This is a genomic window from Streptosporangium sp. NPDC004379 (genome assembly GCF_042873875.1).
Taxonomy (GTDB): Bacteria; Actinomycetota; Actinomycetes; order Streptosporangiales; family Streptosporangiaceae; genus Streptosporangium.
In genome coordinates, this window is the sequence record NZ_JBIAMC010000002.1 from 439,651 (window position 1) to 460,439 (window position 20,789).

Genomic DNA, 20,789 nt, shown 5'->3' on the forward strand with positions numbered 1-20,789 from the left:
CGGCGATCGGAGGGTCACGGTGATCGGAGGGCTCTACGAACGGTCACTGGCCGGGGCCGAGGTGGAGGTGGAGTACGCCGACGGCCGTACCGCGCCGCTCGACGCCACCCGCTGGCTCGCCCCCATCGACGGCGACGAGGCGATGCTGTCCCGCTGCCACGGCCCGACCCTGGACGTCGGTTCCGGGCCCGGGCGGCTCACCGTCGCGCTCGCCCGACGCGGGATCGCGGCCCTGGGCGTCGATGTCACTCCCTACGCCGTCCACCTCACCCGGCGGGCGGGCGGCCGGGCGATCTGCCGGAACGTCTTCGAGCCGCTGCCCGGGGCGGGCCGCTGGGCGACCGCGTTGCTGGCCGACGGCAACATCGGCATCGGCGGCGACCCGGACGCCCTGCTCCGCAGGGTCCGCGAACTGATCAGGCCGGGCGGCGAGGTGATCGCCGAGGTCCGGCCACCCGGTACGGCGGGCCGGGTCGAGCGGGTACGGCTGCGCGGACGCGAGCTCACCGGCACGTGGTTCGCGTGGGCCACCGTCTCCGTGTCCGACCTGGGCTCCCTGGCCGGGCGCACCGGCTTCACCCGCGTGGAGGCGTGGAAGGAGGCGGGACGGTGGTTCGCGAGCCTCCGCTGACACGACGCCCGCCGTCCTCTCCGGGGCTACGCCGGGTCGCCGGTCACCTGGGCGATCAGGACGCACGTGTCGTCGGCCTCGTTGCTGGGCACCATGGCGTCCATGACGGCCGTGAGCCGGTCGCGGAAAACCCGCGGCGTGGCCGGGGGCGGCGTCGCGCCGAGGGCCGGGACCACGGGCGGGAGGAGCGCGGCGACCGCGGACGGAAGCGCCGGCGGGAGCGGTGACGAGGCCGCCGGAGCCGGGCCGATCACGCCGGCCACCGCGCGGCTCAGCATGTCCAGGCCCTCGTACAGGTCGCCGCCGCGCTTCTCGATGAGCCCGTCGGTGAACATCACCAGCAGGTCGTCGGGGTGCAGCCGTACGGATCCGCAGGTGTAGGCGGCGTCCTCCGAGACGCCGAGCAGGACGCCCGGGTGCAGCAGGCGCTCCACCCGGGTGCCCCGGGCGAGGAGCATCGGGGGGTGGCCGGCGTGGGTCCAGCGCAGGGTCCGGTCGGCCGGGCGGTAGCGGGCCACGAGCGCGGTCGCGAGCACGTCGGGGCGCAGCCTGCACAGCATGCGGTTCAGCACGCCGAGGATCTCCGCCGGGTCGTGGCCGGCGAAGGCCAGGCCGGTGATCGCGTGGCGCAGTTTCGCCATGGCCGAGGCCGCGGGCAGCCCGTGACCGGCCACGTCTCCCACGGCGAGCAGCACCTCGCCGTCGTCCAGGGGGATCGCCTGGTACCAGTCGCCGCCCAGGTACGCCTCGGCGACGGCGGGCTGGTAGCGGGCGGCCACCCGCATTCCGGGCAGGACCCGGGGCTCGTCGGAGGCGGGCATGATGAGTTCGTGGAGACTGGCGGTGAGCTGGTTCTCCTTCGCCCGCCAGGCGCCGCCGTCCCCGCCTCCGGACGGCCCGGCGGCGGGTCCTCCCGCCTGGGCGGCTCCGGCGGCTCCGGCGGGCTCAGGGGCCGGCGCGGCGTCGGCGACCGGCCGGGCCTTGGAGCCCGGCTCGCTCCCGACGGCCGGCCGGGCCCTGGAGCCCGGCTCGCTCCCGACGGCCGTTGCGGCCCTGGAGACCGGATCGGCCGTTGCGGCCTTGGGAACCGGATCGGCCGTTGCGGCCCTGGAGACCGGATCGGCCGTCGTGGCCGGTCCGGCCCCGGGGGCCGTTTCGATGACGTCCGGCCCGCCGGGGAGCAGCAGGCGGCGTTCGTTGACGGATTTCAGGGTGGCGTCCTTCCATACGGTCAGGCGTCGGCCCGGAACGATCCGGGCGGCGGCGAGGCCCGCACAGGGATGTCAGACGGTGAAGTACGCGCGGACGGTGGTGCCGTCCGCGCCGGTGCGGATGCGAACGAGGTCGCTGAGCAGGTTGGTCATGAGCAGGCCGCGGGAGCCCTGCTGCCTGGCGGCGGCGGGTCTGCGGCCCGCGAGGAGGTCGACGATGTGACCGGCGTCGCTGACCTCGACGACCGCCCGGCCGTCCTCGGACCAGAGGCGCAGGGTCCCCGATCCTCCGCCGTGGTCGAGGCTGTTGGAGGCGAGCTCGCTGGCGATCAGTCTGAGGTCCTGGAGGCGCGTCCCGGAGAGCCCCATGCGGGAGGCGTGCTCGACGGCGAAGGCCCGCACCCCGGACAGGCCGGTCTCGTCGAAGGCGAGTTCGGCGGCGTTCCCGGGAGCGGGCAGCGGCCGGTTGTACGCCTGGACGGCGTACTCGGGCGCGTACTCCTCGCTGATGCGCAGCCCGGAGGCGTCCATGATGGCGGGATGGGTCATCCCGGCGTCGCGGATGACCTCGGGATCGAGCCCGTCGAGGTCGTACGGGCACAGGATGGTCACGTCCCGGCCCACGAAGGCGAGGTTGATCAGCGCCTCGTGCTGGACGCACGCGGGATACTCCGCGGCGGACCGCCCCGCCCAGATCGGCTCGCCGATGATGCGCACGCGGCGGCCGGGGTGAAGGTCGGCGAAGGCGGTCAGGATGGCGGGGATGATGCGCCCGGGGTTGCGGCCGGCCTCGTTCATGTCGATGAGACGCACCTGGGAGGCCGACTCGCCCAGCTCGTCGCGGATCAGCCGGAGGTTCCGCTCCGGCACGGCCACCGCGACGGGCTCGCCCGCCTCCAGGCCCCCGAGCACGAACGGCACGGTCCCCTGGAGATACTGCCCGCTGCCCCGGTAGAACAACGCCGGGTGGACGAACGGGTCCGCCTCGGTCGTCGCGGTGGTGGTGCTCATGGGGTCTCCACTTGGATCGGGGAGGGGTCCGGCCCGATCAGGGTGAGTACGGATCGCAGGCAGTAGGGGGAGTGATGCAGGTACACCTTCTTCCCCGAAGGAAGGCTGCGGGCGGCCTCCGTCAGCAGCCAGACTCCCCGGACGTCGATGAACGTCAGCTCGGAGAGGTCGAGGTGCATGTCGTCGCCGCCGAGGGTCAGGCCGCCCAGGGCGTCCGCCCAGGGTTCCCTGGTCGTCCGGTCGATCTCACCGCTCACCTTCAGGCGGATCGGCGCGGTGAGCACGCTGATCCGCAGCCCGTGGAAGGACTGCTCACGTGCGTCGTGCGGAGGAAGGACGGCTCCACCGGATGGGGGTTGTCCACGCGGTCTCGCACCCGGCCAGATCGACATGATGACCACCCTGAGGTTGATGATGGGCACCTCCAACGTACCCGCTATCCGGTATGAGGTCGAAGGGCTGGAACGCGGAGTGTCACCGAAATGGATCGATCCCGCTTCGTCCCTCTTCGCCACCGGCGGCCCCTCCAGCATGGGCGAACAAATGATCCTTTTCAGCGGTATCGGGGAGGAGCTGCAGGCCATACCGATGATTACCCAGCCCGCTGCCCGCTATGCGAATGATTTCCCCTATGCGAAAAGATGGGACGCATGCGAATTCTGATCATCGGCGGAACCCGGTTCGTCGGCCGGCACATCACCGAGGCCGCGATCTCGGCCGGGCACGAGGTCTCCCTTCTGCACCGCGGCAGGACCGGAGCGGACCTCTTCCCCGAGGCCGAGCACCTCGTCGCCGACCGCGACGGTGACCTGTCGCTCCTGCGGGACCGCGGGTGGGACGTCACGATCGACGTCACCGCGTACGCGCCGTCGCAGGTCGAATCCCTCGCGTCGGTCCTGACCACCGGCCAGTACGTCTTCGTCTCGACCTGCGCGGTCTACGCCGTGCCGAAGGCGCCCGGATACGCCGAGGACGCGCCGCTGGCCGAGACCGACGGCCTGACCTCGGAGGAGGTGACCCCCGCGTCGTACGGCCCGCTGAAGGTGCTGTGCGAGCGGGCAGCGATCGAGCTGTTCGGTCCGGCCACGCTGATCGTCCGCCCGACGTACGTCATCGGCCCCCACGACCACACCGGCCGGTTCACCTACTGGGTGAACCGGATCGCCCGCGGCGGCGAGGTCCTGGCCCCGGGCGACCCCTCCGACCCGATCCAGGTGATCGACGGGCGCGACATGGCCGCCTGGATCATCTCGATGACCGAGCGGGCCGCCGCCGCCCGGGCCGCCGCCGGAGCCGCCACCGGGACCGCTCCCAGGACCGCCGCCGGGGAGGAGGGGCAGGCCGCCGGAACGGACCCGCTGGACGGCACGGGCGTCTTCCACGCGGTCAGCCCGGCTCCGCCGTTCACCTTCGGCGACATGCTCCAGGCGATCGCGGACGAGGTCGCCCCGCCCGGTACCACGCTGACCTGGGTCGGGGAGGATTTCCTGCTGGCCGAGGGCGAGAACGGCCGGTCGCTGCCGCTGTGGTCGGGCGGCGGTGACCGGGGCGCGCTCAACACGGCCGACCCGGCCGCCGCCAACGCCGCCGGGCTGGCGCCCCGCCCCCTGGCCAGGTCGGTGCGCGAGATCCGCGAGTCCGAGGCGGGGTACGCCACGGGCAACGAGATCACCCCCGAGCGGGAGGCGGAGCTGCTGGCCAGGTGGCGTTCGCGTTCCTGACCCCTCACTCGCCCAGGTCGCGGGCGGCGTTGTCCAGGCAGTTCGCCAGGGCGTCGAGCTGCTCTCCGGTGACGGTGTCGCCGGAGAGCGACTCCGGCAGGTCCCGGCGGCGCGCGACGACCAGCGGCCGGTGGTCGTCGTCGATCTGCCCGCTCACGAGGACCAGGCACTCGCCGCGGACGAACACCAGGGCCGTGTCGGGGTCCTCGGCCTCCAGCAGCTGCCGGACGCACTCGCGGTCGACGAGCGCCATGAGCCACCTCCCCTCGCCGGTGACCTGGCCGTACCCGGGCTTCTCCCCCGCCTAACGACCGTCCGGGTCAAGCCGCCGCATCCGACTCACGACCCCCGCCGTTCACCGTTCGCCGTAAGAGATCACCGACAGGAGTTCGGAAAACAAGTGAGTGAGTCACTCACTCATTCGCTATGGTGGCCGCGTGATCTCCTCCTCACAGCGCGCCGCACCCCTCCCCCCAGGGGAACGGCGGGCCTCCCTCATCGAGTCCACCCTCTCCCTGATCCTCGACCACGGCCCCGGGGTGAACACCCGGCAGATCGCCCAGGCGGCCGGCGTGGCCGAGGGCACGATCTTCCGGGTCTTCGCCACCAAGGACGAACTCGTCGACGCCGCCGTGGCCAGCGCCTTCGACCCCGCCCCGCTGGTGCGCGATCTCGACGCCATCGACCGGTCCTCCCCGCTGGAGGCCCGGCTCGCCGCGGCGGTCCGGATCCTGCAGCGCCGTGCGGCACGCATCTTCCGGCTGGCCGACGCGCTGGGAGCGGCGGGCCCGGCCGCCGCCCACCACCACCGCCAGGCCTGCACCGAGGAGGGCGTCACCGTCCAGCGGGCGCTCGCCGACCTGATCTCCCCCGACCGCGTCCTGCTGCGCCACGAGCCGTACGAGACGGCGCGGCGGCTGCAACTGCTGACCGTCGCGTGCAGCCATCCCCTGCTCACCGAGGGCGACCCGCTGCCGCCCGAGGAGATCGCCCACCTGCTCCTGCACGGCGTCCTCGTCTCGGAGCACGCCGCCCTCGTCACGGAGCGCGCCGCCCGCCCGGCGGGGGCGGGCGACGCCGGCGAGACCGCGCGCCACGCCGTCGGCGCCATGCCGAGTGCGGCACCGGACGGCGCCTCCACCGGGGAGGGCCCGTGCTGATCCGGCTGCTCCGCACCCGTCTCCGCCCCTACACCGGCTCCCTGGCCGCCGTCGTGGCGCTGCAGCTCCTCGGCACCATCGCCTCGCTCTACCTGCCGAGCCTGAACGCCGACATCATCGACCGGGGCGTCGCCACCGGCGACACCGGCTACATCCTCACCACCGGCGGCTGGATGCTGGCCGTCTCCCTCGTGCAGATCGCCTGCTCCATCGCGGCGGTCTACTACGGCTCCCGCTCGGCGATGGGCTTCGGCCGCGACGTCCGCGCGGCCGTCTTCCACCGGGTGGGTTCGTTCTCCGCCCGGGAGGTCTCCCAGTTCGGCGCGCCGTCGTTGATCACCCGCAGCACCAACGACGTGCAGCAGGTCCAGATGCTCGTGGTGATGTCCTGCACGATGCTGGTCGCCGCGCCGATCATGGGCGTCGGCGGCATCGTCATGGCGCTGCGCCAGGACATCGGCCTGTCGTGGCTCATGCTGGTGTGCGTCCCGGCCCTGCTGGTGTCGATCGGGCTGATCATCTCCCGGATGGTCCCCCAGTTCCGCGCCATGCAGGACCGCATCGACACGGTCAACCAGGTGCTGCGCGAGCAGCTCACCGGCATCCGCGTCGTGCGCGCCTTCGTGCGCGAGCGGGAGGAGACCCGGCGGTTCGCCGGGGCCAACGAGGCGCTGACCGCCACCGCGCTGCGCGTCGGGCGGCTGACCGCGCTCATCTTCCCGACCGTGATGCTGATCCTCAACGCCTCCAGCGTCGCCGTGCTGTGGTTCGGCGCCGCGCGGGTGGACACCGGCGAGATGCAGGTCGGCGAGCTGACCGCGTTCCTGATGTACCTGATGCAGATCCTGACCTCGATGATGATGGCCACCTTCATCTCGATGATGATCCCGCGGGCCTCGGTCTGCGCCGAGCGCATCACCGAGGTGCTGGACACCGAGTCCTCGGTCGTCCCGCCCGCCGACCCGGTACGGCAGGTGCGCGGCCATGGCGAGCTGGAGATGCGCGACGTCGGGTTCCGCTACCCGGGCGCCGCGTCCCCGGTGCTGTCCGGCATCTCCTTCCGCGTCGAGGCGGGCCGCACCCTCGCCGTCATCGGCAGCACCGGCTCGGGCAAGACGACCCTGCTGTCGCTGGTCCCCCGGCTCTTCGACGCCACCTCCGGCACGGTGTCGGTCGACGGCGTCGACGTGCGCGACCTCGACCCACAGGTCCTCTGGCGGCGTATCGGCCTGGTGCCGCAGAAGCCGTACCTGTTCACCGGCACCATCGCGAGCAACCTCCGGTACGGCAACCCCGACGCCACCGACGAGGAGCTGTGGGACGCCCTGGAGGTCGCCCAGGCGCGCGACTTCGTCGAGGCGATGCCCGAGGGCCTCGACGCCCCCGTCGCCCAGGGCGGCACGAACGTCTCCGGCGGGCAGCGGCAGCGCCTCGCCATCGCCAGGGCGCTTGTCCGGCAGCCGGAGATCTACCTGTTCGACGACTCGTTCTCGGCCCTCGATCTGGCCACCGACGCCCGGCTGCGCGCGGCCCTGCGTCCGCGCACCGCGGACGCGGCCGTCGTCATCGTCGCCCAGCGCATCTCCACCGTCGCCGACGCCGACCAGATCGTCGTCCTCGACGACGGCGTGATCGCCGGCATCGGCACCCACGAGGAACTGCTGGCCTCCTGCCCGACATACGTCGAGATCGTCGAGTCCCAGCGAGCCGTGGAGAGCCCCGCATGAGCGACCGGTCCGCATCCCCCGCATCCCCCGCCTCCCCGGCCGCGCCGGCCCCGCTGGGAGCCGCCCCCACCGCCGCCCCGGCGGCCCCCGCCGCGGCAGCCTCTCCCGCGGCCGCCCGTCCCCGCCCCCCGATGGGCGGCGGGCCCTTCGGGCGCGGCCCGTTCGGCGGGATGCCCGCCGAGAAGTCGATGGACTTCGGGCCGTCCGCGCGGCGGCTGGTCCGGCGCCTGGCCCCCGAGCGGCCCCGGATCATCGCGGTGATCCTGCTCGCCGTGGCCAGCGTGGTGTTCTCCGTCATCGGCCCGAAGATCCTCGGCCGCGCCACCGACCTCATCTTCAGCGGCGTCATCGGCGGCCGGCTGCCCGCCGGGACGACCGTCCAGCAGGCCGCCGAGGCGGCCCGCGCGTCCGGTCACGGCGACTTCGCCGCGCTGCTCGCGAAGATGGACGTCGTCCCCGGCCGCGGCATCGACTTCTCCGCGCTCGGCACGGTCCTGGCCTGGGCGCTGGCCCTCTACCTCGCGGCGTCGGCGTTCGCCTGGCTGCAGGGCCACCTCCTCAACGACGTGGTGCAGCGCACCGTGTTCCGGCTGCGGTCCGACGTCGAGGACAAGCTGAACCGGCTCCCCCTGCGGTTCTTCGACGCTCAGCCGCGCGGCGAGCTGCTCAGCCGCGTCACCAACGACATCGACAACGTCTCGCAGACCCTGCAGCAGACGCTGAGCCAGCTGCTGACGTCCCTGCTGACCGTGGTCGGCGTGCTGGCGATGATGTTCGTGATCTCACCGCTGCTCGCGCTGATCGCGCTGGTGACCATCCCGCTGTCGACGGTCGTCACCGGGCAGGTCGCCAAGCGTTCGCAGAAGCTGTTCGTCGCCCAGTGGGCCCATACCGGCTCGCTGAACGCCCACATCGAGGAGGCGTTCACCGGTCACGAGCTGGTGAAGGTCTTCGGGCGGCAGCCGGAGGTCGAGGAGGTCTTCCGGGAGCGCAACGAGGAGCTGTTCAAGGCGAGCTTCGGCGCCCAGTTCGTCTCCGGGATCATCATGCCGGCGATGATGTTCATCGGGAACCTCAACTACGTCGCGATCGCCGTCGTCGGCGGCGTGCGGGTGGCCACCGGCTCGATGAGCCTGGGCGACGTGCAGGCGTTCATCCAGTACTCCCGGCAGTTCACCCAGCCGCTGACCCAGGTCGCCTCGATGGCCAACCTCCTGCAGTCGGGGGTGGCGTCGGCCGAGCGGGTCTTCGAGCTGCTCGACGCCGACGAGCAGACCCCCGACCCGGCCGAGCCCGCCCTGCCCGGGGACCGGCGCGGCCGGGTCGAGTTCGAGCACGTGTCCTTCCGCTACGACCCCGACCGGCCCCTCATCGAGGACCTGTCGCTGGTCGCCGAACCCGGGCAGACCGTCGCGATCGTCGGCCCGACCGGCGCGGGCAAGACCACCCTGGTCAACCTCATCATGCGCTTCTACGAGCTGGACGGCGGGCGCATCACCCTCGACGGCGTCGACGTCACCGCGATGCGCCGTGAGGACCTGCGTTCGCGGATCGGCATGGTCCTGCAGGACACGTGGCTGTTCGGCGGCACCATCCGGGACAACATCGCCTACGGCGACCCCTCGGCCACCGAGGAGCGGATCCTCGCCGCCGCGCGGGCCGCATTCGTCGACCGGTTCGTGCGCACCCTGCCGGACGGCTACGACACCGTCATCGACGAGGAGGGCGGCAACATCAGCGCCGGTGAGAAGCAGCTGATCACCATCGCCCGCGCCTTCCTCTCCGAACCGTCCCTGCTGATCCTCGACGAGGCGACCAGCTCGGTCGACACCCGCACCGAGCTGCTGGTGCAGCAGGCGATGGCCGCGCTGCGCGCCGACCGGACCAGCTTCGTCATCGCCCACCGGCTGTCCACCATCCGCGACGCGGACCTCATCCTGGTGATGGAGGAGGGCCGCATCGTCGAGCACGGCCCGCACGCCGAGCTGCTCGCCGCGCGGGGCGCCTACCACCGGCTGTACTCCGCCCAGTTCACCGGCGCGGCGATCCCGGACGAGGAGGAGGCCGCCGTCGGCTGAGCGGCCTGTGACCGACCGAGTCCTCCCGGGATGACCTCCGGGAGGACTCGGCTGCTCGCTCCGGTCACAGACGCCGATGCCCTGCCACGAGGGACTCCCGGCGGGGCATCGGCACTCGCGCCTCGGTGGGCGGGCCGTCTTCCGTTCCGTTCCCGAAATGGCTCTGCCGATCGTGAAGCGCCTTCACCGGGCCGCGGCTCTCCACCGCGGCCTTCCGCAGTGCGCCACCACACGACGGTCGGCCCGATCACAGCCGGAAGCATGCGGCCGGCCGTTTCTAGTCGTCTTCGATTCCCGGCAGCACAGAGAAGGAGGTCAGGCGACGCAGTGAGCGGCGCGTGCCACGAACGTCGAGGTCACCGGTCACGGTGACCTGAAGACCGGTCTCGTGTGCCCGCACCGCCAGTCTGTAGTCGGACTCGTCCAGCTCGACGCGGAATCTTCGTGCGTTGGCTGTGTCGTCGCCGACACCCTGTACGACCACCTCGCCCTTTCCGGCCTTTCTCTCCCGGAAAAGGCGCACCACCAGTCCGGAAACCGTGACACCTACTCTCGGCTGTCTCGTTCGCAGGAACTCCGCGGCCTCTCCCAGGATTCTCTGCTCGCCGGGAGTGATTCTCAGTCGTGTGGGCTCATGGGATCCCGGTGCCAGCGGAGACTGCGAGAAACGGATCTGATACACCTCGTGATCCGGACCTCCCAAGGAGCTCAACGCCTCCAGTTCGGTCGCGTTGGGGGCGCTCTGCACCGGCTCTCCGAATGAGGCAAGCGGCCTTTCTCCATCGCCCACTTCTTTTGCGAGGCGCTGAGCTCTTCTCGCAGCGGCGAGCATTCTGCTCGTCACCCGGCGACCGAAGGGCAGAGGACGGATGTTCAGCAGGGGATCCTGACCGGCCGTCGATGCCACCGGGGCTTCCATATAGGCGTCTTCCAACGGAAGGGCCAAGGACAGGATGAAGCTTCCCGGCTGCGTGGAGATCCTGGCCTGAGCCGCATAGGACTCGACCCGCTGCGGACGCCGAGACGGCAGAACCAGGGAATCGACGTCCAGAGCCGTCGCCGAGGCGAGCACATAATTTCGCAATGCGGAGATCGCAGAATGTGCAACGGAGAGGGGCGCCTCCCCAGGCGGAGCATTGGGACTCAACCGTACGGAGACGTTGTCGGCGCCACCGAAGCTCATATCCGCCGAGATCTCCTGCGGGAGACGTCGCTCCACGTAGGCCAATGTCCGCAGAGCCTCGTGGATGCGATCCGCGTAATCGCGGACCTCCTGGCTCACCGGGAGGATGACCTGCATGCCCGCCTCCGAATCGGGTGATCCTGGACGCCACAGCGTGGTTCGGCCGTCGTCGTCGGCAAGGGTCCACCCGGCGCCTCGCAGGTAGCCGACGAATGAGGACAGTGAGGGAGCGGCAGGACTCCCGCCCTCAGGGGGACCACCCGCGTAGGTCACGACGCTTCCCATGCGTCCACGCTCGGTACGGGAGTGGACCTACGGACTCCGTAGGTGCTCAGCATCAGACGCAGACCACCGCGGTCCAGGGTATGGGCAGCAGGGAGGCGGATCGCCTGAGTCTTAGCGTTTTCGGAGGGGGGAAACCCCTCAAGTGAGATCCATGCTCCATGCCCCAGGAGAAGCGTTCCATCCGTGTGCAACCGCACGTTCTCACCGTCCTTCGATACGCCGATGACGGCAAGTATCCGCCGGATCACATGATCATTTCGTCTTAGCACGTCATAGGTATCGATGTCCAGGTCGTAACTGTAGTCACCGTTGTCCAGCCTGCGGAGATCGACCGTGGTCTTGACCTGCACCAGCACGGCCGGATTGTACGATCCCCGCTCGGCACCGCGATGGAAAAGCTGGACGTCGGCTTTCTGGAGATCCAGGGTCGCGGGTCGCCCATGGAGGAAACCGCAGCCCGCGGCGACGACTTCAAGCCACGCCTCCCCGAAATCACCCTGCAGGTTGTTCTGCTCCCGCCCTCGCCCGGCGACCACCGACACCCCGATTCCCTGGACACCCCTGAAATCCTTCTGTACGAGGGTACGAAAAGGTCACACAGCGCTGGTCGGAAAAAAATATATCTTTCATAACGACACCCATGGCCACCCATGGAAACAGCGCAGAATTTTTCTGCATCTACCCCAAAGGTGACACCAGAGACACTAACCGATAAAAGTTGCTTTGTAGATGAAAGGGTGCACTCCAAACACTGTTCGGCGCTTTTGGAAGCGTCGGCCGTAAGGACCTCTCCATCGGGCGCTGGGCCCGGACTCACAAGGACCCGGACAGGACTGGCGACCACTCATCGATCCAGCCGCCCTCCCGGTAGGCGGTGACGGCACCGGACGGTCCACCCCGTCTGCGAGCCTGCCGTTGTACCACTCTGGCCCGCCAGGTTCCCCGTTCGATCACGAAGAGCGGGTCATGCTTGCCGTCCTCACTACGGTGGCCCACCGCCTGCCCGGTACGGCTCAGCGGACCTGGCGGAAGAACTCCCGGACGTCACCCGTCAGCAGGTCCGGCGCCTGCAGCGCGGCGAAGTGGCCGCCGCGGTCGAACTCCGACCAGTGCACGACCCGGTGCTCCCGCTCGGCGAACGACCGGACGGTCGAGTCGCCCGGGAACACCGCCAGGCCGGTCGGCACCGGGCAGAACTCCACCTCCCGTCCCCACGACGCGGCGGCCTCCCGGTAGAGGCGGCCCGCGGACCCGGCGGTGCCGGTCAGCCAGGTCAATGTCACGTTGGTGAGGATGTCGTCGGTGTCCATCGCGCCGGCGCCGTGCCCGTAGTCGTCGAACCACTCGGTGTTCCAGGCGAGCAGGCCGACCGGCGAGTCGACGAGGGCGTAGGCGATCGTCTGCGGCCGGGTGGAGTGGATCTCCGCGTATCCGGACCGCTCCTCTCTCCACCGGCTGATCCCCGCCAGCCGCTTCTTCTCCGCCTCGTCCAGCTTCTCGGCCTCGGCGGGGTCGCGCGGGAAGGCCGTGAAGGAGTTCATGTGCAGCCCGGCGACGTGGCCGGCGTCGATCCTGGCCAGTTCGGGGGAGATCCGCGCGCCCCAGTCGCCGCCCTGGGCGCCGTAGCGTTCGTAACCGAGGCGGCTCATCAGCTCCGCCCAGGCCCGCGCGATCCGCGGCACGTCCCACCCGGTCTCCGTCGTCGGCCCGGAGAACCCGTATCCGGGGAGAGACGGGATGACGAGGTGGAAGGCGTCCGCCGGGTCGCCGCCGTGCGCGCGGGGGTCGGCGAGCGGCCCGGCCACCTTCAGGAAATCGGCGCCCGAGCCCGGCCAGCCGTGCGTGAGGATCAGCGGGAACGCGTCCGGCTCCGGCGAGCGCACGTGCAGGAAGTGCACGTTCTGCCCGTCGACGGTCGTGGTGTACTGCGGGAACGCGTTCAGCCTCGCCTCGTGCCGTCGCCAGTCGTAGCCCGTCCTCCAGTACTCGGTCAGCTCTCGCAGCCGGCCGGGCGGCACGCCGTACGACCAGCCCACGCCGGGCAGCTCGTCGGGCCAGCGGGTACGGCCGAGCCGGTCGCGCAGGTCGTCCAGGTCGGCTTGGGGGATGTCGATGCGGAAGGGACGGATCTCGCGGTCGTCGTTCATATCGGGAACGGTACGACCGATCGCGGAAGAACGGCTTCCGCGATCGGCCGGTCCGGCGCGGGCGGACAACGACTTCTTCGGTCCGGTCAGGTCACCAGCGCACCGGCAGCTCGTGCGGGCCGAAGGCGACCATGCCGCTGCGCCAGCGCAGCTCCGCCGGGTCCGCGGCCAGGCGCAGGTCCGGGAACCGGCGCAGGAGCGCCGCAAGGCCGGCCCGCAACTCCACCCGGGCGAGCCCGGCGCCCAGGCAGAAGTGCGGCCCGTGGCCGAAGGTGAGGTGGTCGTTGCGGGACCGCCCGAGGTCCAGGGCGGTCGCGCCGGAGAAGGCGCCCGGGTCCCGGTTGGCGGCGGCGGTCCAGGCCAGGACCATGGAGCCCGCCGGGACGCGTTCCCCGCCGACCTCCACGTCCTCGGTGGCGATCCGCGCGGTGCCGTGGACCGCCGGAGTCATGCGCAGCAGCTCCTCGACCGCGGCGGGCACCCCGCCGGGCTCGCGGCGCAGCCCGGCGTACCGCTCCGGGTCACGCAGCAGCACGTACGCGCTGATCGCGAGCTGGTGGACGGTGGTCTCGAACCCCGCGCCGATGATCGTGCCCGCCACGCCCACCAGTTCGGCGTCCGTCAGCTCGTCCCGCCGGTCGGGGGCGGTGATGAGCGTGCTGAGCAGGTCGTCCCCCGGCTCCGCGCGCCTGGCGGCGCCCAGGTCGGTGAAGTAGCCGTGCAACCGCATGAGCGCGTCGAAACTCTCCTCCGCGGAGTGCGCCGTCAGCGACAGCGCGGTCTCGATCCACTTCCGCAGCCCCGGCCGGTCCGCCTCGGGCACGCCGAACAGCCGGCAGATCACCGAGACCGGCAACGGCGCGCAGAACGCCTCGACCAGGTCGGTGGGCCCGCCCGCCGCCTCCATCCGGTCGAGCAGGTCCTCGGCGACCTCCTCGACCCCGGCCCGCATCGCCTCGACCCGCCGCGGCGTGAACGCCCGCGACACGGCCCGGCGCAGCCGTCCGTGCTCGGGGGGGTCGAGGTTGAGCAGGCTGTCCGGCAGGCCGATCGGCCGGTCGGAGTATCGCGGCGCCCCCGGGCGGAACATCCAGGCCCGGCTGAACACCGGGTCCGACAGCACCCTGACGACGTCGTCGTAGCGGGTCACGAGATAGCCCGTGTCCCCCGACGGCATGCGGACCCGGAACACCGGCTTCTCCGCGTCCAGTTCGGAGAGCAGCGCGGGCGGGTCGAGGGGGGACGGCCAGTCCAACGAGAAATCACGCATCATGGGACCTCCTGCCGCCATGATCCGCCCCCGTACGGCCGCCCGCCTCCCCCACGGGAGGGATCCGCCTCCCACCGTCTCACCATGACGATCTCCCGATGACAGGTTCCCGTGGCGATCTCCTCGTGCCGATCTCCTCGTGCCGGATGCGAGGCTCCCTCGGGGATCTCCTCCCGCCGGTCTCCGCCGCGCATGACCGTCGGCCCTCTCCTGTGACCGGTCCCACGAGCGGCCGGCCGCACCGCGCCGGACGGAATCGGGCGAGACGTATGCGCGAATCGTCAACACAGGGGCCCTCACCGATGGCATGATCACCCGAGCGGTTCCGTACCGGTCCGAGCTGGGATGCCCTGAAAGGTCCCAGGGGACCTGAGGAGCCGGGGAGTGACCGCACGAGCATGTGCCGGAGGCGGATGTCATGGACGCCGGAGGATACGAGCGGACCCGACGGGCCGCGCGAACCGATCATGCCGTACGGATCACACGGACCGGTCGCGCCGGACAGGGCGCGTGGTCCGAGCGCACCGGGCGGGCCGCGCGGACCGAGCGCGGCGCATGGGCCGCATGGGCCGAGCGCGCCGAGCGCGCCGGCCGTACCGGGCAGGGCTCGTGGTCCGGGGGCGCCGGGCGGGCCGCGCGGACCGGCCGCGGCGCCGGCGCCGGGGTGTGATCGGCGGTGGGGCTCGACGGAACACCGATCCCCGGCTGGGCCGGACCCTACGTCGGCTGGATGGTCGGACGGTACTGGCCCGAAGGCGACGAGGAACGGTGCTTCCGCCTCGCCGACGCCTGCATCGACGCCGCCCACCGGATCGTCGCGGGACCGGGAGCCGACCGCCGGATCACCCCGGACGACGGACCCGACCGCCAGATCGTCTCGGGCGACGGACCCGACCGCCGGATGACCCTCGGCACCGGGCCCGGCCGTCAGATCGACGCGGAGGCCGGAGCCGGTCCTGGAACCGCCGCCGGGAGCGGGTCCGGCCCCCTCCGGAGCGGCGGGAAGAGCGAACGGACGTGGGACGGCGCGGCCCACGCCGCCTTCGCCGAACACGTCGCCAGGGTGGTGGGCGGGCGTGAGGCCGAGCTGGTCACCCGGCTGGTCGGCACCGCCATAGCGATCAACGACGCCGGGGTGCGCGTCCGGAACACCAAGCACACGATCGAGGCCACCGTACGGCTCACGATCGCGCAGCTGGGCCATCTGCTGGCCGCCACCATGACCGGCGACACCTCGACCCTGGCGCTCGCCTCCGCCCGGCTGCGGCTCGCCCGGCTGACCGTCGCGCACATCGGCGAGCGGACCCTGAACGACATCGCGCTGTCCACGGCCGTCACCGCCGACGCCGCCGGTGGACTCGTCAGCGCCGGGCAGGACCGTCGTGACGCCCTCGACGCGCGGCGCCCGGCGACGACCACGCTCGCCGAGCTGGCCGATCACGTCGCCGCCGCCGACGATGTGATCACCGAGGAGCGGTCGGGCGCGGAATGGTCCGCAGGCGATGCCGCCTCCGGCGTGCCGGACGCCGATGGCCGGTATCTCCTCCCGTTCCTCTACCCCGGTCTGATGTCCACCGGCCTCATGGGTGGCGGCCCGTACGGCGGGGCCGCGTCCCCGTCCCGCTCCCCCGCCGGCCGCCGCACCGCGCCCGCTTCTCCGTGGCCCGGCCTCGACTCCCCCACCGCTTCCGCCACCGACCGGTCCTCCTCCGCCGGCTGTTCCTCCGGGACCGCCTCCTCCTCCACTGGCCGTTCCTCTTTTTCTTCCGCCGGCCGTTCCGCGAGCACCTCTTCTTCCTCCGCCCCTTCCTCCGCCTCTCCCGTCCGCGACACCGCGCCGGGCCGCGCCCCCGCCTCGAGCGCGGCGCGCCCTCTCTTCGGCCTCGACCTCGACCTCATCCGCCGCAGCGTCTCCACCCCGGCCGTGCCGGCGGGGACCTCCAGGACCGGCCGCCCCCGCAGAGCGCCCCGGCCCGCTCCCCGGACCGAACCCGAGGCACGGCGCCCGGCCGGAACCGAACCCCGGCCTGTCGCGACCGGCGCCGAACCCCTGGCCAGAGCCGAACCCGAGTCCATGGCCAGGACCGAGTCCGTAGCCGGGACCGAGTCCGGAACGGGAATCCGGAACGGACCGGTGGTCAGGTCGGGAACCGAGTCCGGACTCGGAGACGAGATCGGATCCCGGAGCGGGAGTGGGACCGGAGACGAGCCCGGAAACGGGACCGGGGACGGAACCGGGACCGCGGCCGAAGCCCGGGACACGGCCGAGGCACCGGCTTTCGACCCCTCCTACAACAAGGTCCACGAAGCCCTCGCCCCGGCGGCCGGGGGGATCGCCGTCCCCGGCTCCCCGGACGAGGACGCATCCGCGGAGCCGTCCCCGTCCGCACCCGGTTCCCCGCCGTCGAAACGGCTGCGCGTGCGGCGGAGGCGCCGCGGGTGATCCCGTTCAGTCTCCGCGGACCCGGAGGAAGGCGGGCGGCGAGCCCTTCCACTCCGGGAGGTCCAGGGAGTTGAGGGCCTCGACGATCTTCTTCTCCTCGTAGCGGAAGTGCGACTCCAAGATGGCGCTCAGGCCGTCCAGTTCGTCCCGTACGGCCCGCGCACCGGCCGTATCATCCGCGTCCTCCGTATCGGTCATGCCGGTCATTCCGGTACGCGGTGTGAGGCCGCCGAGCAGTTCCTCCACCCGCGACAGGATCCCGGTGACCATCAGGTGGTCGTGCTCCAGCTGCTCGATCACGGGGCGCAGTTCGGGGAACCGTTCGGCGAGGACGGGGAACGCGCCGCCGTCCTCACCGGTGTGGTGCCTGGTCAGCGCGGAGCAGAAGGTCATGCAGTGCGCCCACAGCGTGCGCGGGCGTTCGCCGCCGTCGAGGTGGGAGTCGAGATCCTCGCGGATCCGGTCGAGCTCCTCGCGGAGCTGAAGGTGGACTTCGACGAGCTGGTTGCCGAACGCCGCGAGGCGGTCACCCGGCTGGTCGGATGCGGTCATGGATGTCGTCCCATGATTCGGCGCCTCCATGCCCACGGCGGTCTCTTCACCGGGTGCACTGCGACGCTGAGCCGAGATTCCACCATCCCGGCAGCGCATCGTCAACCGCCGCCCGGAGGGGACGACTCCTCGAAGACGGCGACGGCGGCGACGTCGCGGGAACGCCGGGGAAGAACCTCCGCGGCCCCGGAACCGTCGCGCCCCTCCGGTACGGTCTTGCCTTCCGGACGAAGGAGGCCGTATGGCACGCAGGATCGACCTGACGATGGACTGCTCGGATGCGGGCAGGCTGGGCGGGTTCTGGAAGCTGGCGCTGGGATACGAGGACGAGCCGCCGCCCGCGCCGTTCACGACCAGGGACGAGTGGGTGAAGCACTTCGACCCCTCCGACACCGCGGAGGGCGGGGCCTGGCTGCACGATCCGGCCGGGGTCGGCCCCCGCCTGGTGTTCCTGGAGGTTCCCGAGCCGAAGACGGCCAAGAACCGGCTGCACATCGACGTCCGGGTGGCCGGGACGGGCGGTCCCGAGGAGCGGTGGGCCAGGGTCGTCGAGGAGGTCGAACGGCTGACGGCGGCCGGCGGCACGGCGCTGCACGAGTTCCCCGGCCATCACGTGATCATGGCCGATCCCGAGGGCAATGAGTTCTGTGTCTGCTGAGCGGCCCGGCGGACGGAACCCGGGGATCGGGCGGGTGCGGGGGATCAGACGGCGAACAGCAGGGCGGCGTTGATCAGGACGACCACGGCGGTGGCGAAGTGGATGCCGAAGGCGACCGCCTTCGTGCCGCCGTTGCGCAGGACGATGAGGGTGTCCGTAAGGGGCAACAGCGCGACGACGAGCATGTACCAGGCTTCGGCGCGGGCGCCCACGAAGATCAGCAGCGCGAGGCCGAGGATGCCGTAGACGAAGTCGCGCTGGCCCTTGATGGTCAGGTAGACGGCGTCCCCGTTCTCCTTGGCGGGGACGCCGTAGCCGGCGGCGGAGGGCCGGGGGGACAGCAGGAACCGCGCGCCGATGAAGATGATGAACAGGTTGAGCACGACGGCGAGCCCGTAGGCGATGGGGGCGAGCATTGCCCCTCCTTTTTATCTAGCACCGCTAGGAACAAGAGTGAAGCTAGCATAGCTTCGACAGTTCCGCTAGCGGCGCTAGACTGAGGACCATGTCGATCCAGACGCGCCGGGAGCGCGAACGAGCGGAGCGGGAGCGGCTGATCATCCGGGCCGCCCGGGAGCTGGCCGAGTCGGAGGGCTGGGACGCGGTGACCACGCGCCGCCTCGCCCAGGAGATCGAGTACAGCCAGCCGGTCCTCTACAGCCACTTCAAGGGGAAGGGCGCCATCATGGCGGCGGTCGCGATCGAGGGCTGCGCCGACCTCGCCGCCGAGCTCCGCACGGCCCGTACGGCGGCGGCCGGCCCCCGGCAGGCCCTCGCCGCCGTTGGCGCCGTGTACACCGGATTCGCCGAACGGCGGCCCGCGCTGTACGACGTGATGTTCACGCACGCCGTGGATCTGCCGTTCGCCACCGACGAGGCCCCGCCCGCCCTGAAGGAGGCCTTCGGCGAGCTGCGCGAGGCCGTACGGCCTCTGCTGCGGGAGGACGAGACGGAAGCCGACCTGGAGACGCTCACCGAGGTCTTCTGGGGTGGGCTGCACGGCCTCGTCACGCTCATGCGCGACGGCAGGTTCCGGAGCGAGCACCACGACCTCCGGATGGCGCTCCTGCTCGACCGCTTCTCCCGCTGACCCGCCCGCACCCGCCACACCGACGCCGATCTCGCCGCCGATCCGCCCACGCCCGCCGTACCGGCGCCGGCCCCGCCGGCCTGCTCGCGCCCATCGCACCGGCGCCGGCCTCCCGCCGATCCGTTTCCGACCGCCCGCCGTACCGGCCCCGATGGTCAGGGGTTGTGGAAGGTCAGCTCGGGGGTGGCAGGGGTCGGCCCGTCGAGCAGCGGCTGGGCCTTCCCGCGCAGGTGCCGGTCGAAGAAGGCGCCCACGTAGGAGGTGGTGATCTCCGCCGACCGGTCGCCGGGCAGCGGCGCCTCGGGGTCGGTCACCCCGAGCTGCCGGCCCAGGACCGGGATGTCGATGAAGGAGAAGTGGCCGGTGTCCTTCACGGTCAGCCAGCGCTTCCAGCCGTCGAGACGTGCCCAGTCGCGGGACCAGGAGACGTCCTCGGAGCCGGGTGAGTGCCCGGCGGCGGTGCCGAGCATCATGAAGGGCCGGCCTCCGAGCCCGGAGCCGGGGACGGGCGCGAAGAACGTGCCGTCCATGTTCACCCCGGCGCGGACCCGCCGGTCGCCCGCCATGAGGCTCGCCGCGGCGTTGCCCCCGATGGAGTGGCCCACCGCCCCGATCCGCCTCGTGTCGATCATCCCCGACCGCTTCCATGCGGGCCGGTGGCCCGCCGTACGGTCGCCCGCCGTCGCCGCCTGAGCCGTCGTGGACGCCTGAGCCGCCGTCGCCGCCTGAGCCGTCGTGGACGCCTGAGCCGCTGTGGACGTCCGAGCCGCCGCGGACGCGCGGCGGCCGGTCAGCGCGTCCAGGACGAAGGAGAGGTCGGTCGCCCTGCCGGTCGCGACCCTGGCCATCATCCCCTTCTCGGCCCCGTCCGCCGGCGCGCCCTCGACGGTCTCGCAGGCCACGCAGGTGAGGGTCCGGCCGTCCGGGAAGGTCGTGCCGAACGACTCGTAGGCGTGGTCGACGAGCGCGACGACGTAGCCGCGCGAGGCCAGGTCCTCGGAGAGCACGGTGAGCGTGGCGCGGTTCAGCGAGAAGCCCGGCGAGACCAGCACCAGCGGGTGCCTGCCCCCGGCGGGGCGGGCACCGGTCCGCGCGTTCGTCCGGGTCCCGGCGAGCACCTCGGGCGCGAGCAGTTTGTCCCGCCCCTGGGCCTTCAGCAGCAGCCGGGCTTCCTCGGTCGTCATGTACGGCGCCGCAGCGCCGTCCCCGGCGGTCCTGGCCGGGTAGTACACCGACACCATGAGCCGTCGCGCGCCCGCCGACGGCACCCACGGGTCGGTGCGGGTGTCGTCCACGAGGTGCAGGACGTCCCGGCCGACCGCGTACGGGCCGCTGGGCGCGGGAAGCCGCAGCTCCACGGCGGCGGCCGGCGCGGCACCCGATGACGACGCGGCATCGGACGGCGAAGCGGCGACGGCGGTGAGGGCGGCGGCGGCGGCCGACAGGGAGAGCGTCAGGGCGGCGGCGCGGCGCACGGGCATGACCACGGGAACTCCGTTCTACGGGGTGAAAGGGAGAGCCCCTCGGGGGGACGGGATCGAAGGTAGAAGCCGGGACCACCCCGCCACATCGGCCGATCGGCAGGCCCCCTTCCCCCACCTTCGTCAGGGGTGCGGCCCGGC

General features: G+C 71.9%; 20 protein-coding genes. 9 read left to right on the forward strand and 11 right to left on the reverse strand.

Annotation, left to right across the window (positions count from 1 at the left end):
- Positions 1-19 precede the first annotated feature (19 nt).
- Positions 20-631 carry a class I SAM-dependent methyltransferase gene (locus tag ACFYSC_RS06065; RefSeq protein ID WP_362945693.1) on the forward strand — a complete coding sequence of 204 codons (612 nt, stop codon included), beginning with the start codon at positions 20-22 and terminating at the stop codon, positions 629-631.
- A gap of 26 nt (positions 632-657) precedes the next feature.
- Here ACFYSC_RS06065 and ACFYSC_RS06070 read toward each other — a convergent pair whose 3' ends face one another.
- The 3 genes from ACFYSC_RS06070 to ACFYSC_RS06080 all read right to left on the reverse strand — a co-directional run bounded on the left by ACFYSC_RS06070 (position 658) and on the right by ACFYSC_RS06080 (position 3,275).
- Positions 658-1,452 (reverse strand): PP2C family protein-serine/threonine phosphatase, encoded by a 795-nt coding sequence (locus tag ACFYSC_RS06070; protein ID WP_389957348.1) that lies wholly within the window; start codon positions 1,450-1,452, stop codon positions 658-660.
- A 462-nt stretch (positions 1,453-1,914) separates the two neighbouring features.
- The gene (locus ACFYSC_RS06075; RefSeq protein WP_389957351.1) at positions 1,915-2,853 is read right to left on the reverse strand and encodes an anti-sigma factor RsbA family regulatory protein; all 939 of its coding nucleotides are present in this window, start codon (positions 2,851-2,853) and stop codon (positions 1,915-1,917) included.
- Positions 2,850-3,275, reverse strand: coding sequence for an STAS domain-containing protein (locus ACFYSC_RS06080; RefSeq protein ID WP_389957354.1), 426 nt, complete (start codon positions 3,273-3,275; stop codon positions 2,850-2,852). Before ACFYSC_RS06080 ends, ACFYSC_RS06075 begins: the two co-directional genes overlap by 4 nt.
- Between ACFYSC_RS06080 and ACFYSC_RS06085 the strand changes: the two genes are divergently transcribed.
- Both ACFYSC_RS06085 and ACFYSC_RS06090 read left to right on the forward strand, forming a co-directional pair.
- The gene (locus ACFYSC_RS06085; protein WP_389957357.1) at positions 3,265-3,516 is read left to right on the forward strand and encodes a hypothetical protein; all 252 of its coding nucleotides are present in this window, start codon (positions 3,265-3,267) and stop codon (positions 3,514-3,516) included. The genes ACFYSC_RS06080 and ACFYSC_RS06085 overlap by 11 nt on opposite strands.
- Positions 3,504-4,574 carry an NAD-dependent epimerase/dehydratase family protein gene (locus tag ACFYSC_RS06090; protein WP_389957360.1) on the forward strand — a complete coding sequence of 357 codons (1,071 nt, stop codon included), beginning with the start codon at positions 3,504-3,506 and terminating at the stop codon, positions 4,572-4,574. Before ACFYSC_RS06085 ends, ACFYSC_RS06090 begins: the two co-directional genes overlap by 13 nt.
- Before the next feature lie 4 nt (positions 4,575-4,578).
- On the opposite strand, the gene ACFYSC_RS06095 is transcribed toward ACFYSC_RS06090, so the two are convergent.
- Complete coding sequence (locus ACFYSC_RS06095) at positions 4,579-4,827, reverse strand: hypothetical protein (protein ID WP_389957363.1); 249 nt, start codon at positions 4,825-4,827, stop codon at positions 4,579-4,581.
- Between the two features lie 184 nt (positions 4,828-5,011).
- On the opposite strand from ACFYSC_RS06095, the gene ACFYSC_RS06100 reads away from it, so the two are divergent.
- The 3 genes from ACFYSC_RS06100 (at position 5,012) to ACFYSC_RS06110 (ending at position 9,539) form a co-directional block, all read left to right on the forward strand.
- Entirely contained in the window at positions 5,012-5,734 is a 723-nt protein-coding gene (locus ACFYSC_RS06100) for a TetR/AcrR family transcriptional regulator (RefSeq protein WP_389957366.1), read from the forward strand.
- Positions 5,728-7,461: an ABC transporter ATP-binding protein gene (locus ACFYSC_RS06105; protein ID WP_389957369.1), complete on the forward strand. Its 1,734-nt coding sequence runs from the start codon at positions 5,728-5,730 to the stop codon at positions 7,459-7,461. The genes ACFYSC_RS06100 and ACFYSC_RS06105 overlap by 7 nt, the downstream gene beginning before the upstream one ends.
- Positions 7,462-7,592: 131 nt before the next feature.
- The gene (locus ACFYSC_RS06110; protein WP_389957946.1) at positions 7,593-9,539 is read left to right on the forward strand and encodes an ABC transporter ATP-binding protein; all 1,947 of its coding nucleotides are present in this window, start codon (positions 7,593-7,595) and stop codon (positions 9,537-9,539) included.
- Positions 9,540-9,816: 277 nt separating this feature from the next.
- Here ACFYSC_RS06110 and ACFYSC_RS06115 read toward each other — a convergent pair whose 3' ends face one another.
- From ACFYSC_RS06115 to ACFYSC_RS06130, 4 genes are all read right to left on the reverse strand, one after another.
- Positions 9,817-10,839: a hypothetical protein gene (locus ACFYSC_RS06115; protein WP_389957372.1), complete on the reverse strand. Its 1,023-nt coding sequence runs from the start codon at positions 10,837-10,839 to the stop codon at positions 9,817-9,819.
- Positions 10,840-10,991: 152 nt separating this feature from the next.
- Positions 10,992-11,549, reverse strand: coding sequence for a DUF4365 domain-containing protein (locus ACFYSC_RS06120; protein WP_389957375.1), 558 nt, complete (start codon positions 11,547-11,549; stop codon positions 10,992-10,994).
- A gap of 471 nt (positions 11,550-12,020) precedes the next feature.
- A complete protein-coding gene (locus tag ACFYSC_RS06125; protein ID WP_389957378.1) occupies positions 12,021-13,154 on the reverse strand; it encodes an epoxide hydrolase family protein in 1,134 nt (377 codons plus the stop codon).
- Positions 13,155-13,245: 91 nt separating this feature from the next.
- Positions 13,246-14,427, reverse strand: coding sequence for a cytochrome P450 (locus tag ACFYSC_RS06130; RefSeq protein WP_389957381.1), 1,182 nt, complete (start codon positions 14,425-14,427; stop codon positions 13,246-13,248).
- Between the two features lie 673 nt (positions 14,428-15,100).
- On the opposite strand from ACFYSC_RS06130, the gene ACFYSC_RS06135 reads away from it, so the two are divergent.
- Positions 15,101-16,867 (forward strand): hypothetical protein, encoded by a 1,767-nt coding sequence (locus tag ACFYSC_RS06135; RefSeq protein ID WP_389957384.1) that lies wholly within the window; start codon positions 15,101-15,103, stop codon positions 16,865-16,867.
- Positions 16,868-16,873: 6 nt separating this feature from the next.
- On the opposite strand, the gene ACFYSC_RS06140 is transcribed toward ACFYSC_RS06135, so the two are convergent.
- Entirely contained in the window at positions 16,874-17,419 is a 546-nt protein-coding gene (locus ACFYSC_RS06140; RefSeq protein WP_389957386.1) for a hemerythrin domain-containing protein, read from the reverse strand.
- A 241-nt stretch (positions 17,420-17,660) separates the two neighbouring features.
- Here ACFYSC_RS06140 and ACFYSC_RS06145 point away from each other — a divergent pair, with 241 nt between their 5' ends.
- Positions 17,661-18,077, forward strand: a complete 417-nt coding sequence (locus ACFYSC_RS06145; protein WP_389957389.1) for a VOC family protein — start codon at positions 17,661-17,663, stop codon at positions 18,075-18,077.
- A gap of 44 nt (positions 18,078-18,121) precedes the next feature.
- On the opposite strand, the gene ACFYSC_RS06150 is transcribed toward ACFYSC_RS06145, so the two are convergent.
- Positions 18,122-18,493: a DUF4267 domain-containing protein gene (locus tag ACFYSC_RS06150; RefSeq protein WP_389957392.1), complete on the reverse strand. Its 372-nt coding sequence runs from the start codon at positions 18,491-18,493 to the stop codon at positions 18,122-18,124.
- Positions 18,494-18,582: 89 nt separating this feature from the next.
- Here ACFYSC_RS06150 and ACFYSC_RS06155 point away from each other — a divergent pair, with 89 nt between their 5' ends.
- The gene (locus ACFYSC_RS06155) at positions 18,583-19,167 is read left to right on the forward strand and encodes a TetR/AcrR family transcriptional regulator (RefSeq protein WP_389957395.1); all 585 of its coding nucleotides are present in this window, start codon (positions 18,583-18,585) and stop codon (positions 19,165-19,167) included.
- Positions 19,168-19,322: 155 nt separating this feature from the next.
- Here ACFYSC_RS06155 and ACFYSC_RS06160 read toward each other — a convergent pair whose 3' ends face one another.
- Positions 19,323-20,648, reverse strand: coding sequence for an alpha/beta hydrolase family protein (locus ACFYSC_RS06160; RefSeq protein ID WP_389957949.1), 1,326 nt, complete (start codon positions 20,646-20,648; stop codon positions 19,323-19,325).
- Positions 20,649-20,789: the final 141 nt, after the last annotated feature.

Coding starts and splice junctions, on each gene's coding strand:
- ACFYSC_RS06155 (WP_389957395.1), top strand. CDS start 18,583: ATGTCGATCCAGACGCGCCGGGAGCGCGAACGAGCGGAGCGGGAGCGG.
- ACFYSC_RS06160 (WP_389957949.1), bottom strand. CDS start 20,648: ATGCCCGTGCGCCGCGCCGCCGCCCTGACGCTCTCCCTGTCGGCCGCC.
- ACFYSC_RS06150 (WP_389957392.1), bottom strand. CDS start 18,493: ATGCTCGCCCCCATCGCCTACGGGCTCGCCGTCGTGCTCAACCTGTTC.
- ACFYSC_RS06145 (WP_389957389.1), top strand. CDS start 17,661: ATGGCACGCAGGATCGACCTGACGATGGACTGCTCGGATGCGGGCAGG.
- ACFYSC_RS06095 (WP_389957363.1), bottom strand. CDS start 4,827: ATGGCGCTCGTCGACCGCGAGTGCGTCCGGCAGCTGCTGGAGGCCGAG.
- ACFYSC_RS06090 (WP_389957360.1), top strand. CDS start 3,504: ATGCGAATTCTGATCATCGGCGGAACCCGGTTCGTCGGCCGGCACATC.
- ACFYSC_RS06130 (WP_389957381.1), bottom strand. CDS start 14,427: ATGATGCGTGATTTCTCGTTGGACTGGCCGTCCCCCCTCGACCCGCCC.
- ACFYSC_RS06085 (WP_389957357.1), top strand. CDS start 3,265: ATGATGGGCACCTCCAACGTACCCGCTATCCGGTATGAGGTCGAAGGG.
- ACFYSC_RS06110 (WP_389957946.1), top strand. CDS start 7,593: ATGGGCGGCGGGCCCTTCGGGCGCGGCCCGTTCGGCGGGATGCCCGCC.
- ACFYSC_RS06140 (WP_389957386.1), bottom strand. CDS start 17,419: ATGACCGCATCCGACCAGCCGGGTGACCGCCTCGCGGCGTTCGGCAAC.
- ACFYSC_RS06070 (WP_389957348.1), bottom strand. CDS start 1,452: ATGCCCGCCTCCGACGAGCCCCGGGTCCTGCCCGGAATGCGGGTGGCC.
- ACFYSC_RS06125 (WP_389957378.1), bottom strand. CDS start 13,154: ATGAACGACGACCGCGAGATCCGTCCCTTCCGCATCGACATCCCCCAA.
- ACFYSC_RS06075 (WP_389957351.1), bottom strand. CDS start 2,853: ATGAGCACCACCACCGCGACGACCGAGGCGGACCCGTTCGTCCACCCG.
- ACFYSC_RS06115 (WP_389957372.1), bottom strand. CDS start 10,839: ATGCAGGTCATCCTCCCGGTGAGCCAGGAGGTCCGCGATTACGCGGAT.